The following is a 17,098-nucleotide window of genomic DNA, read 5'->3' as shown; positions in this document are numbered from 1 at the left end:
CCCCGGGGGAAAGGGCGACCGGCCCGGTCACCGCCCGGCCGGTGTGCCTGCATCGGTACGGGCGGAGTCGGTGGGCGCGGGGAGTGCGGCTCGGGGAGAACCACTGGGGCGGGCGGGCGCCGTGGTGAGCGGAGTGTGGGGCCGCGGTCGGGGGCGTCCGGCACGGAGCAGGCTTGCGCGCAGTGCTGTCCGGCGTGCCGAGCGGAGGCGCTCGGGCACCGCGACGGTGGGGACGACGAGCTCCGCCCAGACCTTCTTGCCGTGGGTGGTCGGCTCGGCGCCCCAGTTTTCGGACAGGCCCTCGATCAGCAGCATCCCCCGGCCGCTGGTCAGTTCGCTGTTGCCGAAGTTCGCGGCCCCGGCCGGCATCCGACGCGACGGGTCGTAGACCTCGATGACGACCCGGCCACCGTCCGGGGAGAGGTAGATCCCGATCAGCAGCCTGCCCGGAGCGTGGACGACGGCGTTGGCGAGCAACTCCTCCGCGACCAGAGCGATGTCGCCCAGCGCCTCCCCGGCGATCCCCCAGGAGCGGGCGATGCGGACGACCGCGTCCCGGGCCGGCGGGACGTGCTCGCACTCGGTGCCGATGAGCGTGATGCGGCGCGCGAGGGCGGAGGTTGCGCTCACTCCTCACCGCCGCTGGCCTGGACCGCGTCGACGACGGTGTGGCACGGCCAGGGACCGCAGCCGTCGCTGCACTGGCCTCCCTCGGACTGGTGCCGGTCGAGCACCCTGCGGGCGTGAGGACTGGCCGTACCCGGGCACACGGCGAGCCGGCCCGAGGCCCTCGTCGCGCTGCTGGTCGTCTCTTCCACGTAGAGCGGACCGACAGCCGCGTCCGTGTCTCGTCGGAGCGTGGCGTCGCCGCTCACGATGTCCGAGGGGAGTGTCATCGGCGCTTCTCCTTCGTGGCTGGCAAAGAGTGGGCTGATATGGCGCGGTTGCGCCGAACACCTGCACGTCAGACCCGTAGCGGTGTGTAATGGGTGCTGAACGCTTGGAGACATTCAGCCCTGCCGGTGGGCCGCCCGGCCAGTGTCGGCATTCGGACAGCGCCCGCTGTCCACAAGAGACGCCCGGGGAGCCCAAATGCCGCGACCACCAAAGCCTTTGGACCCCACGCGGTCCGCGGCCCACTGGTTCGGTGCGGAGCTCCGGCACTGGCGGGAGCTCCGGAGCCTGAGCCAGGACGAACTCGGGCGGCTTGTCCACCTCAGTGGGGACCTGATCAGCAAGATCGAGCGGGCCGAACGGCCCTGCAAGCCGCACCATGCCCAGGCGTTAGACGCTGCCCTGGACACCGGCGGGGTCCTGTCGCGGAGCATGGCGCTGGCTCAGTCCGAAATGGACAACCGCTCAAGGGAAATGGACAGACGGCCCGCTGGGCCAGCTAAGGCTCCCCTGGGGGCTCTGCTCGGGGGCACGCTGGAGGAGCCACCGCCCGCTCTCGAGTGGAACGAGTCCGACCCCATGGAACGACGGAACTTCCTTGCCGTGACGAGTGCAGCGCTCGCTGCAGGCCCACTGGCCCAGCTGTTGACCTCCACCCCGGCCGCTGCCGTACCCGCAGCGGTCCGGCCCGCAGACGTCGAGCAGGTCCGCACCGCGGCGACCACACTGCGCAGCTGGGACAACCTCTACGGCGGCGCCGGCGTCGTCCGCGACACCGCGCTCGCCCAACTGCGCTGGGCTGCTGCTCTCCTGAACAGCCGCTGCCCTACTCCGCTGCGCGCCGAGCTGTTCGCCGCCGTCAGCCGCCTGGCGACCGTGGTCGGCGCCTCTGCCTTCGACGCCTTCGCTCACGACGACGCCCACCGTCTCTTCGCGTTCGCCCCTCGTGCGCCGAGGAAGTGGACAACTGGCCGCTGCGTGCCATGTCCTACAACCTGCGCTCCCGCCAGGCCACCTGGCGCGGCGATCCTGATGCCGGCCTCACGCTCGCGGAACTCGGCCTCGCCCGCGCCGACCGCCTCTCCCCTGCCGAACAGTCCATGCTCCACAATGCCCGCGCCCGAGCCCTGGCCAAGATGGGCCGAACCCAGCAGACCCTCGCCGCGATCGGGGCCTCCGACGACTCGTTCTCCTCGGTCGTCGCGGCGAACGAGGGTCCGTGGATGGCGTACTACGACAGCGCCCAGCACCACGGCGACACCGGGCACTCTCTGTTCGACCTCGCTCTCGCCGGCCATCCTCCACCGGAGGCGCTCCGACGGCTGCGGGCCGCCGTGGACGGCCACGGCGACGGCTTCGCCCGGTCCCGCGCGTTCTCCCGCACCAAGCTCGCCACGCTCCAGATGGCAGCCAGTGACCCCGAGCAAGCCCTGGCGGAGGGGCACACCGCGCTCGCCGAGGTCAGCGACCTCCGCTCACTGCGCGCCAACCACGAACTGGCCGAGCTGGGCCGGGTAGCCCACCGCCACCGCAACCTCCCCGACGTCCGAGACCTTCGAGAGCAGATCGCCGCTACGGTGGCGACGTGAGTCGTACCGAGGAATCCCACGTTCTGCTGCTGAAGGCGTGTGCCGACGCCGGACTGTCGGCGACGGGGGCCGAGCCGATACGGATCGGGGAGAACGCGCTGTGGCGGCTGCCGTCTCGGATCGTGGCGCGCATCGCTCGGCCCGGGCAGGCGGCTGCCGCCACCCGCGAACTGGCGGTCGCCCGATGGCTGCATGAGTGCGAGGTGCCTGCGGTACAGCCGCTCGATCACCTGCCTGAGCCAGTGGATGTGGACGGTCACCCGGTGACCTTCTGGCATGAGCTTCCCCCACACCGGCCAGGAACCGCCGCCGATATCGCGCCGCTCCTCCGGCGCCTCCACGAACTCCCGGTCCCAGCCATTCCGTTGGGCTCCCTCGACCCGTTCGTCCGGCTGTCCGCCAGGATCGACGGCGCGGCCACCCTCCACGATGAGCAACGGCAGTGGCTGCGTGACCACCTAGCCGAACTCGAAGCGGCATGGTCTAGCCTCCCGGCAGGAATGCCGCCAAGCGTCATCCACGGCGACGCCTGGCGCGGCAATGTCGCGGTCACGCCCACCACCGCCTACCTGCTCGACTTCGAGCGGACCTCCTTGGGGCCTCCTGAGTGGGACCTCACCGCCACGGCCGTCGGTTACGGCACCTTCGGCACCGTTTCAAACAGCGAGTACGCGGCGTTCTGCGAGGCGTACGGCACCGACGTGAGGGCCTGGGCCGGTTACCCGGTGCTGCGGGACATCCGTGAGCTTCGGGTCACCGGCTTCGCCCTCCAACACGCGGCGGCCGATCCAGCCCGCCACCGAGCAGAAGCCCACTACCGTCTCGCCTGCCTGCGAGGAAGGAACGGTCCCCGGCCATGGGGTTGGACCGCCGTCGGCTGACGCTGGCTCGGCGCCCGCTCCTTAAGCATCGCCTCGGGGAACCGGCGATATCGGTGGCCCCTTCACTGCCGATGCGGTCTTCCGCCCACTCTGACCGCCTTGGAGGAGCCAGACGTGACACAGCAAACTGCTGAGGAACGCCCAGGTGTCGCTGCCGCGATCGTGATCCGAGAGGGTCGGGTGCTGATGGTCCGGCGCCGGGTCAGCGAGGGCTGGCTCTCATGGCAGTTCCCGGCAGGCAAGATCGAGCCCGGCGAGTCACCCGAGCAAGCGGCTGTCCGCGAGACCGCGGAGGAGACGGGGCTCAGCGTGGCCGCCATCAAGGTCCTCGGCGAGCGCGTCCATCCAGAGACTGGCCGGTGGATGTCGTACATGGCTTGCGAGATCCTCAGCGGCACCGCCGCCGTCGTGGACACGAGAGAACTGGACGCGCTCGCCTGGGTGGCGCTTCAACAGATCCCCGAGTACGTGCCGTACGGGATCTTCGAGCCGGTGCAGGCATACCTGGATGAAGCGCTCAATGCCTGAGGGAACGGCTGCGGAGGCCACCAACTGGTGGCTGCCCGCAGCGCTGCCGGGGCACCCGGCACGCCGGCACGTGTCCCGAGCGACACGGCGGCGGTCTGGCGTTCACCCGGCCCAAGACGAAGGGCAGCCACCGCACGACGCCGCTGCTGCCGCCACTCCGCCGGCGCGGTCCTCAATGAGCTGGGCGTGGGCCCCTTCACCATCATGCAGATCCTCGGCCACTCCCAGATCAGCATGACCGGCCGTTACGCCAAGACGACCGCTCCGACGACCCGTGAAGCCGCCAGGCGAATGGGCAACGCGCTCTGGCTCCGACCGGCCGAAACTGAGCCCGCGAACATGCGGGCCGCTCGCGCGCGACGGCGGCGACGGATGCAGGAAAGGCAAAAGCCCCAGGTCACGGCGAGTGAGTCCTGGGGCTTCTACAGAGCCGCCTATGGGATTCGAACCCATGACCTACGCATTACGAGTGCGTTGCTCTGGCCAACTGAGCTAAGGCGGCGCCGCTGCAACGCGCGGTCGCAACGCGGGCCAGTCTACACAGGTTCGCGGGTGATCCGTAACGGGTTGCCGGGGCGGGGGGATCAGGCGGAGGAGACGGCGAGTTTCGCGGCGAAGCCGGCGAAGAGGACGGCGACGCCGCTGGTGAGACCGGCGGAGAGGCGCTTGCGGCGGCGGAAGGCGGTGGCGAGGGTGGTGCCCGCGAAGATCAGCATGGAGAGGTAGAGCAGGCTGAAGGTCTGCAGGATTCCGCCGAGGAGGGCGAAGGAGAGCGCGGGCTGCCCGTAGGAGGGGTCCACGAACTGGGTGAAGAACGAGAGGAGGAAGAGGATGGCCTTGGGGTTCAGCAGGCTGATCACCAGGGCTCGGCGGAACGGGCGCTCGGCGGGCTCCGCGGCGGGTGCGGTGGCGTCGGGGTCCGCGGTGGCGGCGGCCCGGCGTTCGCGCCAGAGCTGGCGGGCGGCGCGGAGCATACCGATACCGATCCAGAGCAGGTAGGCGGCGCCGCCGAACTTCACCACGGCGAAGACCGCCGGGTTGGCCTCCAGCAGCGAGGCGGCGCCCAGCGAGGTGAGGCTGATCAGGGTGAGGTCGCCGACGAAGACGCCGGCCGCGGCGGTGTAGCCGGTCCGGACACCCTTGCGGGCGGCGACGGACAGCACGTACAGGGAGTTGGGGCCGGGGAGGAGGATGATGACGAGGGCGCCGAGGATGTACGTCGCCAGGTCGTTGACTCCGAGCACGGTGCGCTCCGGTGAGGGGTGACAGGGGTGGCGGGCGCTCATCGTAACGTCGTACCGGCCAACAGTTGAAGCGGAAATTACCGCCCTCTCCCCCACCCCGGCACCGCGCCCTACGAACCGCAGCGCTTCCCCTGCTCCGGTGCCTCCCCGCCCAGCAGGTACCGGTTGACCGCGCCGTCCACGCAGGCATCGTGCCGGCCGTACGCGGTGTGCCCGTCGCCCTCGTAGGTCAGCAGCCGGCCGGACTCCAGCTGCCCGGCCAGCGACTGCGCCCACGCGTACGGGGTGGCCGGGTCGCGGGTGGTGCCGACGACGACGATCGGCGCGGCGCCGGCGGCGCGGATGGTGTGCGCCGCTCCGGTGGCCTTCACCGGCCAGTACGTGCAGGTCAACGCCATCCAGGCCATGTCGCGGCCGAACTGCGGCGAGGTCTGCTCGAACTGCGGCACCGCCTGCTGGACGCCGGCGGGCCCGGTGAACGGCGCGGGCAGGTCCAGGCAGTTCACCGCCATGTTGGCGAACATCAGGTTGGGGTACGAGCCGCCTGAGCCGCGTTCGTAGTACGAGTCCGACAGCTTGAGCAGGCCGGTGCCGTCGCCGCTCCTGGCGTCGGCGAGCGCGGTGCGCAGCCGGGGCCAGAGGAAGTCGGCGTACATGGCCTGGATCACGCCGGTCGTGGCCTGGGCCTCGGTCAGCCGGCGGCCGTCGGTGGTCGGCAGCGGCTGGGCGTCGATCGTCCTGAACAGGGCGGTGAGCTGCTCGCCGGCCTGCTGCTCGGTCCGGCCGAGCGGGCAGTCGTCGTGCTGGGCGCAGTCCTTGGCGAAGGCCGCCCAGGCGGTCTCGAAGCCGCCGGCCTGGGTGCGGTTGCCGGTGAGCGCGTCCAGTGACGGGTCCATCGCGCCGTCCAGCACGATCCGGCCGGTGCGGCTCGGGAAGAGCCCGGCGTAGGTGGCGCCGAGGAAGGTGCCGTACGACTTGCCGACGTAGTTGAGCTTCTCGTCGCCGAGCAGCGCGCGCAGCACGTCCATGTCGCGGGCGGTCTCGACGGTGCTCAGGTGGCCGAGCCGGTCGCCGGCCCGCTGTCGGCAGCCTTCGGCGAACTCCTTGTCGGCGGCGACCAGGGCGTCGATCTCGGCCTGGTCGTCGGGGGTGATGTCGGCGGCGGTGTACGCGTCCATCCGGTCGCCGCCGAGACAGGTCACCGGGGAGCTGCGGCCGACGCCGCGCGGGTCGACGCCGACGAGGTCGTACCGGGCGCGCACGCCGCTGTCGTACGTCCTGGCGACGGCCTCCACGTAGTCGACCGCCGAGCCGCCGGGGCCGCCGGGGTTGAGGAGCAGCGAGCCGAGCCGGCCGGCGGCGCCCGTACCGGAGCCGGCCGGGACGGCGGGGGCGCGGACGGCCGACAGGGTGAGGTCCCCGCCCGCCGGGTGGTCGTAGTCCAGCGGCACCGTGAAGGTGGTGCACTCGAAGCCTTCGTCGCACGGCTGCCAGGCGAGCCGCTGCCCGTAGTACGGCGCCAGCGCTGCGGGGACGGCCGCCGGCAGCGGCTCCAGCGGTGTGACCCCGGGGCGGGAGGCCGGCCCCGTGCCGGGGGACGAGGAGGACGAGGGCGAGCCGGGCGCGACGGTGTCCGAGGAGGAGACGTGCGGCGTGGACGAGCTGGAGCTGCACCCGCCGATCAGCAACCCGGCGGCCAGCACCGCGGCCACCGCCGCCCCGCGCCGCTCCCGTTCTGGCCTCATCCGCTCCCGCTCCGCCCTCATCTGTTCCCCTCGGCCCTCGGGTACGGGGCCGCTGCCGCTGCCGCTGCCGACGCCCGGGTACGGCGAAGCGTAGTGCCCGCCGGTGCACCGCGCAGGGCGGCTCGGCCGCAGCTCAGGACGCCTTGGCCAGCGTCTCGGCCAGGTACTGCGCCGCCTGCCGGACCAGCCGCAGCCGCTCCCGGTCCGCCGTGTAGTCCTGCACGTTGTCGGAGATCCGCACGTCGGCGCGGGCCGCCGCGCCGGTGCCGCCGCGCAGTGCGGCCTGCAGCTTGCGGGCCGCGTCCAAGCCGGCGCTGTCGGCCTTGGCCGCGGCCAGCAGCAGCTTGGGGGCGGCGTTGGCGGGGGCCTCGGCACCGGTCTGGGCCAGTGCGGCGTTGTCGTACCTGCCGGAGACCGCGGCCGCCGCGCCGTACAGGTCGGGGCGGGCCAGGGCGGCGGCCGCGGCGCAGGGTGCGCCGCCCTCGACGCCGAGCGCGCCCCAGGAGGCCGGGCCGGGCGGCAGGGTGCGGAAGGTGGCGGCGATGGTGGTGCGCAGCGCCGCGTCGTCGGCGACGGCCTGCGGAGCGGCGGCGACCAGCTCGCAGGGGTGCGCCGTGCCGTTCGGCGCCTCCGGGGCGACCAGGATGAACGGGCGGGCCTTGCCGGTCTGGACGGCGGAGCCGAGGCCCTCGAAGACGTCGGGGACTTCCACGTCGGCGGTCTTGCGCGGGGTGGCGGCGTGCATCACCACCACCGGGAAGCGTGCGTTCGGGTCCGCGGCGTACTGGGCCGGCAGCCAGACCCGGACGTTGCGCGGGTGGCCGTCCGGGCCGAGCACGGCGGACTGCAGCAGCTCGCCGCCGGCGGGGTGGCCGACGCTGTCGAAACGGCTGGCCACCGGCGCGGGGGCGGGGGTTGTGGCACCGGCCGGGGTGGCGGAGACGGTCACCGGTGCGGCCTCGGGGGTCGGCGGAGCCGCCGGCCGCGCACCTTCGGCGCCGCTGCCCACCGCGGCGTCGGAGTCGGCACCGAACTCCGCGGAACCGGAGCGCGGGTCCTGGGCCCCGAGGCCGCCGAACGTCCCCAGGGCCGTCAGCAGCGTCAGCGCCGTGACGCAGACCCCGCACACCATCGCGCCGGCCGCGCGCAGCAGCATCGGCCGCTGGTCACCGGTGAGCTCGTAGGTCTCGGCGGCCCGCAGGTCGCGCCAGCGCAGCAGGGCGCCGCGCGCGAGCCAGACACCGCCCCCGGCGGCGGCCAGCAGGGGAACGACGAGGAGCGAACGGACCATGGGACGCACCGCCTCGGGAGGAGGGCCGGACGACCGGTGGGGCCCGGCGCCGGACGGGACGCGACGGCCCCGGCGTCGGGGCGCAGTCGGCCCCAGCGTGCAAGACGACCCGGCGGTCACACGTGGGTGTGCCCGGCGCGTACGGCCCGTTCACTCGAAGGTGGGACACGCCACTAGCGCGGGAAGCCCTACCCCGGAGCCCCGTGAGTCCCCGAGCCCCCGGAGCCCCGTGAAGTCCCGTTGAGCGCCGTACAGCCCGTACAGCCCGTACAGCCCGTACAGCCCGTACAGCCCGTACAGCCCTTGGAGCCGCGCAGCCCGCCGCGAGGCGTCGCGCGCTAACCCGCCCGCAGCGCGACCGTCATCGCCTCTACGGCGAGCAGCGGGTCGACGTTGCGGTCCAACGCCTGCCGGCAGGCGAGCACCGCCTCGATCCGGCGCAGCGTGCCCTCCGGCGGACCGGCCTGCGCGACCCGGTCCAGCGCCGACCGCTGGTCCTCGTTGGACAGCGCTCCGGTCGAGCCGAGCTGCAGGGCGAGCACGTCCCGGTAGAAGCTCAGCAGGTCGAGCAGGGCGACGCCGAGCGTCTCCCGGCGGGTGCGGGTGGCACGGCTCTTCTGCCGCTTCTCCAGCTCCTTGACGGCCCCGGCCATGCCGCGCGGCGCCTTGCTGCCCTCGGCCGCGCCGTACGCGGCCTTGAGATCGTCGGTCTCCTTGGCGTCCTGGGTCTCGGCGAGCGCCTCGGCGTCGGCCTTGGCGGTGTCGACCAACCGCTGGGCGGCGGAAAGGCAGCCGCCGATGTCGGCGACCTCCAGCGGGATCCGCAGCACCTCGGCCCGGCGGGTCCGGACCTCGTCGTCGACGGCCAGCCGGCGGGAGCGCTCGATGTCCCCCTGGCCGGCGAGCGCGGCCAGCCGGGCCGTCCCCGGGTCGACGCCGTCACGGCTCACCAGCATGTCGGCGACGGCCTCGGCGGCGGGCTGGCGCAGCACCAGCAGGCGGCAGCGCGAGCGGATGGTGGGCAGGACGTCCTGGACGGAGGGCGCGCAGAGCAGCCAGACGGTGCGCGGCGAGGGCTCCTCCACGCCCTTGAGCAGGGCGTTGGCGGCGGCCTCGGTGAGCCGGTGGGCGGCGTCGACCAGGATCACCGACCAGCGGCCGCCGGTCGGGTAGCTGGAGGCGCGCAGCACCAGGTCACGCATGTCGCCGACGCCGATCGACAGGCCGTCGGTGCGCACGTACTTCACGTCCGCGTGGCTGCCCGCCAGCACGGTGTGGCAGCCGTCGCAGAACCCGCAGCCGGGCGTGCCGCCGAGCGCGAGGTCCGGGCTGGTGCACTGGAGGGCGGCGGCGAAGGCGCGGGCGGCGGTGGTCTGGCCGGCCCCGGGCGGCCCGGTGAACAGCCAGGCGTGCGTCATCAGCGAGGCGTTGCCGCCCGGCTCCGGCGCGGCCCCGCGGCCGACGGCGACCGTCGCCCCGGCCGCCCGGGCGGCGGCGGTCAGCTGCTCGACCACCCGCTCCTGGCCCACCAGGTCGTCCCAGACGGCCACTGCTGCTCCCAAGCTCGGTACGGACTGCCTCGTGCGGACCGCCCCGGCGCTCATGCCCGGCCCGGTCTCCGCTCCCCGCCGTCGAGCATACGTGCCCGGTACGACGGCGGGCGGTGCCGCCGGAGCACCGCCCCGGCCGCACCGCCCGCCGTCTTTCCCGGAGCCCGTCCTGAGCCGTCCGGCCCGGGCCGTCCCGAGGCGTCCGTCCCGGGGTTGCGAGGTGTCCGTCCTGGACCGTCCTGGCTCTTCCGCCCCGGGCCGGGTCAGCCCCGGCGCCGCCAGCGTCGGCCCTTGCCCTTGCCGCCCTGGTCGTCCGGAGCGCTCTGGCCGGCCTGACCGCCGCCGTCCACGCCGCCGTGACCGGCCGCGTCGCCGCCGTAGGCGAGGCGCGGGTCCTGCGGGCCCTGCTCGGCCGGGCCGGTGTGATCCCAGCGGGCCCACTCGTCACGCGAGCCGAGCAGGGTGTCGGTCAGGCTCGGCAGGTCGTCCATCGGGGTCTCCTCGGCCCAGGACGGCCGCGGACGCGGTTCGGGGGTCTGCTGCGTCTCCTCGACCACCGGCAGCTCCCGGGTGGTGTCGACCGGCCGTTCCGACGCGGCCTGCCCGGCCTGCCCGGCGCGGTCGTCCCGGTCGTCCCGCCACAGGCCCGGCGGCACCCGGTCGGCCGGCCCGGCCGGCTCGACCCGCGGCAGTACCTCGGTCCGGTCCGCCGCGGGCACCCGGGGCAGCACGGCCGTCTCGTCCGCCGGAGCGGCGGGAACGACCGGCAGCTTCGCCGTCGCGTCGGCCTCGCTCTTACCGGCAGCGTCCGCACCGCCCGCCTCCGCCGCCCGGACCGCCGCCCGGCGGTCCCGCTCGGAGATCTCCTGGGTGGCGTCGTCCGGGTCCTTCACCATCCGCAGCTCGGTGGTCACCGCATCGCCCGGCACCGGACGGTCAGCCCGGTCGGCCGCGCTCTCGGCCGCCGCAGCCGCCGCGGCGAGCGCCGCGGCCTGAGCCAGCCGGGCCTCCTCGGCACGCTGCAGCGCCTCCTCGGCACGCCGCCGCTGCTCCTCGCGCGCCAGCTCCCGCTGCCGCTGGAGCTCCGCCTGGGCGGCCGCCTCGTCGGCGAGCCGCTTGCGCTCGGCGGCCTCGACGGCGAGCCGGGCCTCCTCTGCGGCACGCTGCTCGGCCTCCTCCTCGGCACGCCGGCGGGCTTCCTCCTCCGCCTTGCGGCGGGCCTCCTCGGCAGCCTTGCGCGCAGCCTCGGCGGCGATGCGCTCGGCCTCCTCCTTGGCGAGGCGCTCCTTCTCCGCCTGCTCGGCCCGGAGCTGCTCCAGCAGCTCTTGCCGCTTGCGCTCGGCGGCCTCCGCCTCGGCCTTCTTCTGCGCCTCCTCGGCCGCGCGGCGCTCTGCCGCCTCGCGGGCGAGCCGCTCCTGCTCGGCGCGGGCGGCCTTCTCCTGGTCGGAGAGCGGCAGCTCGCGGTCGAGCCGGTGACGGATCGCCGTGGTCACGAAGCCGGGCTGCTGGCTGCCGTCGACGACCAGGTAGCGCGCGGGGTCGGCGGCCGCCAGGGCGAGGAAGCCGGACCGGACCCGCTGGTGGAACTCGGTCGGCTCGGACTCCAGCCGGTCCAGCGCCTCCGTGAAGCGCTCCCGGGCCCTGGTGGGGTCGACGTCCAGGACGACGGTCAGGTCGGGCACCAGCCCGCCGGTCGCCCAGCGCGAGATCCGGGCCACCTCGGTGGCGGCGAGATCACGGCCCGCGCCCTGGTAGGCGATCGAGGAGTCCATGTACCGGTCGGTGATCACCACCGCGCCGCGGGCCAGCGCCGGGCGGATGACGTTCTCGACGTGCTCGGCGCGGTCGGCGGCGTAGATCAGCGCCTCGGCGCGGTGCGACAGGCCGGTGTTGCCGACGTCCAGGACGAGCCCGCGCAGCCGCTGGCCGACCGGGCTGCCGCCGGGCTCGCGGGTGAGCACCACCTCGTGGCCCTTGCCCCGGATCCACTCGGCGAGCGCCTGGGCCTGGGTGGACTTGCCGGCGCCGTCGCCGCCCTCCAGGGCGATGAAGAAGCCGGTGCCGGTGGTGCGGTGCGGGGCCGGCCCGGCCGCGCCGCGGACGGCGTCCACCAGGTCACGGGCGAACGGGGCGGTGCCCCGCCGGTCGTCGGTCCTGAGCAGGACCACGGCGGCGAGCACCAGGGTCAGCAGGCCCGCGGTGGCGACCGCGAGGGCCGCGCCGCCGTGGATGAAGGTGAACGAGCCGGGCTCGACGGTCCCGTACTGGACGTCCCCGTAGGCGGCGGCGATCAGCGGGACGACGACCAGCGCGGCGCCCACGACGACCCGCAGCACCGCGTACAGGTGCTCGTCGACCTTCGGGAGCCGGGCCTCCTCGACCTCCTGGGCGAGCAGGGTGCGGCCGGCCGAGATCACGATGCCGGCGGCCAGGCCGGCCAGCACGGTCAGCAGCAGGACGAGGACGAAGTCCAGCACCAGGCCGGCCAGGATCAGCGCGACGCCCTCGGCCAGCAGGGCGAGCGCGAGCAGCCGGCGACGGGAGAGCGAGGGCAGGGTGGCCCGGGTGAGCCGGGCGCCGAGCGCAGGCGTGCCGGCCGCGGCGAGGACCAGCAGGCCGTAGCCGATCGGCCCGGCCCGGTGCTCGGCGGCGGTCAGCAGCGCGAGCGCGGCGACCCCGGCCATCGAGGCGTAGGCCGCGGCGACCGCGAAGGTGAAGTACGGGGCGGAGCCGGTGCGGCCCTTGCTCAGCGCGGGCCCGGGGGTCGCATCGGTCGGGGCGCGCAGGCCCTGCAGCGGGGAGTGCGGGGCGGCGGAGACCGGACCGCCGGGCAGCTCGTGCTGGTGGATCCGGACGGCCGAGACCGCGAACAGCACGGCCGCACCGAGCGCGGCGAACGTGGTCTGGTGGGCGCGCAGCCAGTCCGAGCCGGCCGCCGCGAAAATGTTGTTGAGCAGCGTGAGCGCGACGAGCGCGGCCGCCGCGAGCGGCACGGTGGCCCAGCCGGTGCGCCGGTCCAGCGTCCGGACGGTGTCCAGGTTGGCGGCGGACGGGCGCTGCTCGGCGGCGGGCGCGAAGGGGTTGGCCGGCGGCAGCAGTGCCGGGGCGGCGGCGGCCTTGGCGATGGCCCAGACCCGCTCGGCGGCACCGGTCACGAAGACGGTGCCGAGCAGCAGGTAGGTCGCGGCGCCGGAGGGCTTGGCGCCGGAGCCCAGCCAGACGATCCACCACGGCGCGACGCCGATCAGCACGGCCCGCAGCAGATCGGCGCCGAGCATCGTCCAGCGCCGGTCGAGCTTCCCGTTGAGCAGCCCGTGCACCGGGCCGAGCAGGGCGGCGCCGACCAGGACGGTGGCGGCCAGCCGGACGGCCATGACGGCGGCGACCGCGAAGGCGAGGCTGCGCGGCAGGTCACCGAACTGCCCGCCGAGCGCGGCTGCGATCACGGTGAGCGCGAGCAGCACCAGCAGGCCGAGCCGGTCGGCGGTGCCGCCGATCAGCTGGGTGGTCCAGAGCCGGCGGTAGGGGCGCAGCCGAAGCAGCGCGCGGGCCCGCTCGCCGGGGGTACCGGCGGGCGCGACCTCGGGCAGCTCGGGCGTGCCGGCTCTGGCGGCCGCGGCGGCGCTGGGGGTGGGCTGCTCCTCGCTCGTCATACGGTCAGCGTAGCGGTCGGCGGTTGCCGCAAAAGGGTGAGCGGCCTTCCGGATCGCTGTCATTGCAGGGTTGTGACGCACCCCGCACAGCTCGTGGACCGCTCCTTCGAAGACGGCGGCCCTCCGCCGAGAGGTCAGCGGGCCCCTCCCCCGCACCGCCGGCCCCTCCTACGACGGCCGCGGGGCCCTCACGTCCACAACCGCGGGGCTCACCTCGACGGCCGCGGTCCGATACCCGAAGACCACGGGCCCACGCCTCGAAGACCGCCGGCCCCGTCCTTTCGACGACCGCGGGCCCGCGCCTCCGGAGGGGAGACGCGGGCCCGGTGCCGCCGGCGAGAGGTCAGCCCTCGTCGGTGGCGGTGGTCTTGCTCGCGGCCGTAGTCTTCTTCGCCGCCGTCTTCTTGGCGGTCGCCGTCTTGGCCGTGGTCGTCTTCTTTGCGGCGGTCTTGGCAGTGGCGGTCTTCTTCGCCGCGGTCTTGGTCGCCGTCTTCTTGGCCGCGGTGGCCTTCTTCGCCGGGGCCTTCTTCGCCGTCTTCTTCACCGGTCCGCGCGCCCGCTTCTCGGCGAGGAGCTCGTAGCCGCGCTCGGGCGTGATCGTCTCGACCTCGTCGTCCTTGCGGAGCGTGGCGTTGGTCTCGCCGTCGGTGACGTACGGTCCGAACCGGCCGTCCTTCACCACCACCGGGCGCTCGCTGACCGGGTCGGTGCCCAGCTCCTTGAGCGGCGGCGCGGCGGCGGCCCGGCCGCGCTGCTTCGGCTGCGCGTAGATGGCCAGGGCCTCCTCCAGGGTGACCGTGAACATCTGCTCCTCGCTGGTGAGCGAGCGCGAGTCGGTGCCCTTCTTGAGGTACGGGCCGTAGCGGCCGTTCTGCGCGGTGATCTCCACGCCCTCCGGGTCCGTCCCGACCACGCGCGGCAGCGACAGCAGCTTCAGCGCGTCGTCCAGGGTGACGGTGTCCAGCGCCATCGACTTCAGCAACGACGCGGTTCGCGGCTTGACGGCGTTCTTGCCGGTCTTCGGCGTGCCCTCGGGCAGGATCTCGGTGACGTACGGGCCGTACCGGCCGTCCTTGGCGACCAGCACGTTGCCGCTGACCGGGTCCTGGCCGAGCTCGAAGTCACCGCTGGGCTTGGCCAGCAGCTCCTCGGCCAGCTCGACGGTGAGCTCGTCCGGCGGCAGCTCGTCGGGGATGTCGGCGCGCTGGCCGGGCTCGCCCTCGACGGCGGAGGCGCGCTCGACGTACGGGCCGTACCGGCCGACCCGCAGGGTGATGTCGTCGCTGATCCGGAACGAGCTGATCTCCCGGGCGTCGATCGCGCCGAGGTCGGTGACCAGCTCCTTCAGGCCGCCCAGGTGGTCGCCGTCGCCGTTGCCGGCCTCGGCCGCACCGCCGGCCGCGTGGCCCTCGCCCTCACCGAAGTAGAAGCGCTTCAGCCACGGCACGGACTTCGCCTCGCCGGCCGCGATCCTGTCGAGGTCGTCCTCCATCTTCGCGGTGAAGTCGTAGTCGACCAGCCGGCCGAAGTGCTTCTCCAGCAGGTTGACCACGGCGAAGGAGAGGAACGACGGCACCAGCGCCGTCCCCTTCTTGAAGACGTAGCGGCGGCCGATGATGGTGTCGATGATCGAGGCGTACGTGGAGGGGCGGCCGATCTCCCGGTCCTCCAGCTCCTTGACCAGCGAGGCCTCGGTGTAGCGGGCCGGCGGCTTGGTGGCGTGGCCCTCGGGGGTGAGCCGGTCGGCGGCCAGCGGGTCGCCCTCGGCGACCTGCGGCAGCCGGCGCTCACGGTCGTCCAGCTCGGCGTTCGGGTCGTCGGCGCCCTCGACGTAGGCCTTGAGGAAGCCGTGGAAGGTGATGATCTTGCCGGAGGCCGAGAACTCGGCGTCCCGGCCGTCAGCCGCTTGGCCGCCGACCTTGACGGTGACCGACTGGCCGACGGCGTCCTTCATCTGGGAGGCGACGGTACGCATCCAGATCAGCTCGTACAGCCGGAAGTCGTCGCCGCTCAGGCCGGTCTCGGCGGGGGTGCGGAAGCGGTCGCCGGACGGGCGGACGGCCTCGTGCGCCTCCTGCGCGTTCTTGACCTTGCTGGCGTAGGTGCGCGGCGCGTCCGGCAGGTAGTCGGCCCCGTAGAGCTGGGTGACCTGCGCGCGGGCGGCGGCGATCGCGGTGTCCGAGAGCGTCGTCGAGTCGGTACGCATATAGGTGATGAAGCCGTTCTCGTACAGCTTCTGGGCCACCTGCATGGTCCGCTTGGCGCCGAAGCCCAGCTTGCGGCTGGCCTCCTGCTGGAGCGTGGTGGTGCGGAACGGCGCGTACGGCGAGCGGCGGTAGGGCTTGGACTCGACGCTGCGGACGCTGAACGCGGTCTGCTCCAGAGCGGCGGCCAGCGCGCGGGCGGCCTGCTCGTCCAGGTGCAGGGTGTTGGTGCTGCCGGCCTTCAGGCGGCCGTCCGAACCGAAGTCGCGGCCGCTGGCGATCCGCTTGCCGTCCACGGCGGACAGTCGCGCGCCGAAGGTCTCCGGGTTTGCGGCGTCGGCCGGGGTGCGGCCGGTGCCGAAGGTGCCGACGAGGTCCCAGTACGAGGCGCTGCGGAACGCCATCCGCTCGCGCTCGCGCTCGACCACCAGCCGGGTCGCGACGGACTGCACACGGCCCGCCGACAGCTTCGGCATGACCTTCTTCCACAGCACCGGCGAGACCTCGAAGCCGTAGAGGCGGTCGAGGATGCGGCGGGTCTCCTGGGCGTCGACCAGGCGCTGGTTCAGCTCGCGCGGGTTGGCCACGGCCTCCTGGATCGCCGACTTGGTGATCTCGTGGAACACCATCCGGTGCACCGGCACCTTGGGCTTGAGCACCTGCTGGAGGTGCCACGCGATGGCCTCGCCCTCGCGGTCCTCATCGGTGGCGAGGAAGAGCTCGTCGGACTCCGCGAGGAGCGACTTCAACTTGCTGACCTGGGACTTCTTGTCCGCGTTGACCACGTAGATGGGGGCGAAGTCGTGGTCGACGTCCACGCCGAGGCGGCGCACCTCGCCGGTGTACTTGTCCGGGACCTCGGCCGCTGTGCTGGGCAGGTCGCGGATGTGCCCGACGCTCGCCTCGACGATGTAGCCGGGGCCAAGGTAGCCCTTGATCGTCTTCGCCTTGGCCGGCGACTCGACAATGACGAGTCGCTGTCCGTGCGCGGTCTCGCTGCTCGGGGACACCTTCGCTCTTCTCTCCCGGTCGTTATGTGAGCTGGTCGGCGCTGGCAGCACGGGCTGCGCTCCGCCCGACCCCTCCACCGTCCCGGGGCTGCCGCTGTACGACGACCCCACCAGCGGAGTGTGACCGTACCCCGGCCACCCTTGTCAAACGGACGGATCCTGCTTTTTCACCGGCAAGGCCGACCGACGCCACTCGAACGGTAACCCGATGATGGAGGATCGCGCCCCGTGGAGGGGGGCTTCGGCGGGTTTCGAAGGATGGAATGACGGATTTCAAAATCTGTCAACGGAAAATCGACGCCCGGCGACGGGGCTGGTGACAGGGGGCGCGGGGGTGGTCCAGGGGTGGTCCGGGGGCACCGCTGATCCGGCCTCGGGTCGGATCCGGCCCGGCCCGGCAGCGGGCCGGGTGGCCGGACCGAGTCGGGTGGCCGGACCGAGTCGGGTGGCCGGACCGAGTCGGGTGGCCGGACCGAGTCGGGTGGCCGGATTCGGGCGCTGTGGCCGGT

11 protein-coding genes, 1 tRNA gene and 1 pseudogene are annotated in these 17,098 nt (G+C 73.6%); 4 read left to right on the top strand and 9 right to left on the bottom strand.

Annotated elements, in window-relative coordinates; translation table 11 throughout:
* Nucleotides 1-27: 27 nt before the first annotated feature.
* Together OG286_RS21980 and OG286_RS21975 are read right to left on the bottom strand one after the other, a co-directional pair.
* On the bottom strand, nt 28-630 hold the full coding sequence (locus OG286_RS21980; protein WP_396322042.1) for an ATP-binding protein: 603 nt from the start codon (nt 628-630) through the stop codon (nt 28-30).
* On the bottom strand, nt 627-896 hold the full coding sequence (locus OG286_RS21975) for a hypothetical protein (protein ID WP_396322043.1): 270 nt from the start codon (nt 894-896) through the stop codon (nt 627-629). Before OG286_RS21975 ends, OG286_RS21980 begins: the two co-directional genes overlap by 4 nt.
* Before the next feature lie 196 nt (nt 897-1,092).
* Between OG286_RS21975 and OG286_RS21970 the strand changes: the two are divergent.
* The 4 genes and pseudogenes from OG286_RS21970 to OG286_RS21955 form a co-directional block, all read left to right on the top strand.
* Nucleotides 1,093-1,305, top strand: a pseudogene (locus OG286_RS21970) (helix-turn-helix domain-containing protein); the annotation flags it as partial.
* A 548-nt stretch (nt 1,306-1,853) separates the two neighbouring features.
* The gene (locus OG286_RS21965) at nt 1,854-2,483 is read left to right on the top strand and encodes a hypothetical protein (protein WP_396322079.1); all 630 of its coding nucleotides are present in this window, start codon (nt 1,854-1,856) and stop codon (nt 2,481-2,483) included.
* The gene (locus OG286_RS21960; RefSeq protein ID WP_405360348.1) at nt 2,480-3,364 is read left to right on the top strand and encodes a phosphotransferase enzyme family protein; all 885 of its coding nucleotides are present in this window, start codon (nt 2,480-2,482) and stop codon (nt 3,362-3,364) included. The genes OG286_RS21965 and OG286_RS21960 overlap by 4 nt, the downstream gene beginning before the upstream one ends.
* Before the next feature lie 114 nt (nt 3,365-3,478).
* Complete coding sequence (locus OG286_RS21955; RefSeq protein WP_396322045.1) at nt 3,479-3,892, top strand: NUDIX hydrolase; 414 nt, start codon at nt 3,479-3,481, stop codon at nt 3,890-3,892.
* 428 nt (nt 3,893-4,320) lie between these two features.
* Here the strand turns inward: OG286_RS21955 and OG286_RS21950 are convergent.
* The 7 genes from OG286_RS21950 to topA all read right to left on the bottom strand — a co-directional run bounded on the left by OG286_RS21950 (nt 4,321) and on the right by topA (nt 16,589).
* A tRNA-Thr gene (locus OG286_RS21950) sits at nt 4,321-4,394 on the bottom strand.
* Between the two features lie 82 nt (nt 4,395-4,476).
* A complete protein-coding gene (gene leuE, locus OG286_RS21945; protein WP_396322076.1) occupies nt 4,477-5,136 on the bottom strand; it encodes a leucine efflux protein LeuE in 660 nt (219 codons plus the stop codon).
* Between the two features lie 110 nt (nt 5,137-5,246).
* Nucleotides 5,247-6,881: an alpha/beta hydrolase gene (locus OG286_RS21940; RefSeq protein ID WP_396322046.1), complete on the bottom strand. Its 1,635-nt coding sequence runs from the start codon at nt 6,879-6,881 to the stop codon at nt 5,247-5,249.
* 133 nt (nt 6,882-7,014) lie between these two features.
* Nucleotides 7,015-8,172, bottom strand: coding sequence for a hypothetical protein (locus OG286_RS21935; RefSeq protein WP_396322047.1), 1,158 nt, complete (start codon nt 8,170-8,172; stop codon nt 7,015-7,017).
* A gap of 338 nt (nt 8,173-8,510) precedes the next feature.
* Nucleotides 8,511-9,722 (bottom strand): DNA polymerase III subunit delta', encoded by a 1,212-nt coding sequence (locus tag OG286_RS21930; protein ID WP_396322048.1) that lies wholly within the window; start codon nt 9,720-9,722, stop codon nt 8,511-8,513.
* 263 nt (nt 9,723-9,985) lie between these two features.
* Nucleotides 9,986-13,375, bottom strand: a complete 3,390-nt coding sequence (tmk, locus tag OG286_RS21925) for a dTMP kinase (RefSeq protein WP_405365711.1) — start codon at nt 13,373-13,375, stop codon at nt 9,986-9,988.
* A 343-nt stretch (nt 13,376-13,718) separates the two neighbouring features.
* Nucleotides 13,719-16,589: a type I DNA topoisomerase gene (topA, locus tag OG286_RS21920; RefSeq protein WP_396322050.1), complete on the bottom strand. Its 2,871-nt coding sequence runs from the start codon at nt 16,587-16,589 to the stop codon at nt 13,719-13,721.
* Between the last annotated feature and the right edge of the window lie 509 nt (nt 16,590-17,098).

The organism is Kitasatospora sp. NBC_00039 (assembly GCF_045160625.1).
GTDB lineage: Bacteria > Actinomycetota > Actinomycetes > Streptomycetales > Streptomycetaceae > Kitasatospora.
Note: the sequence above shows the minus strand (reverse complement) of the source record. Positions and strands in the feature narration are given on the sequence as shown.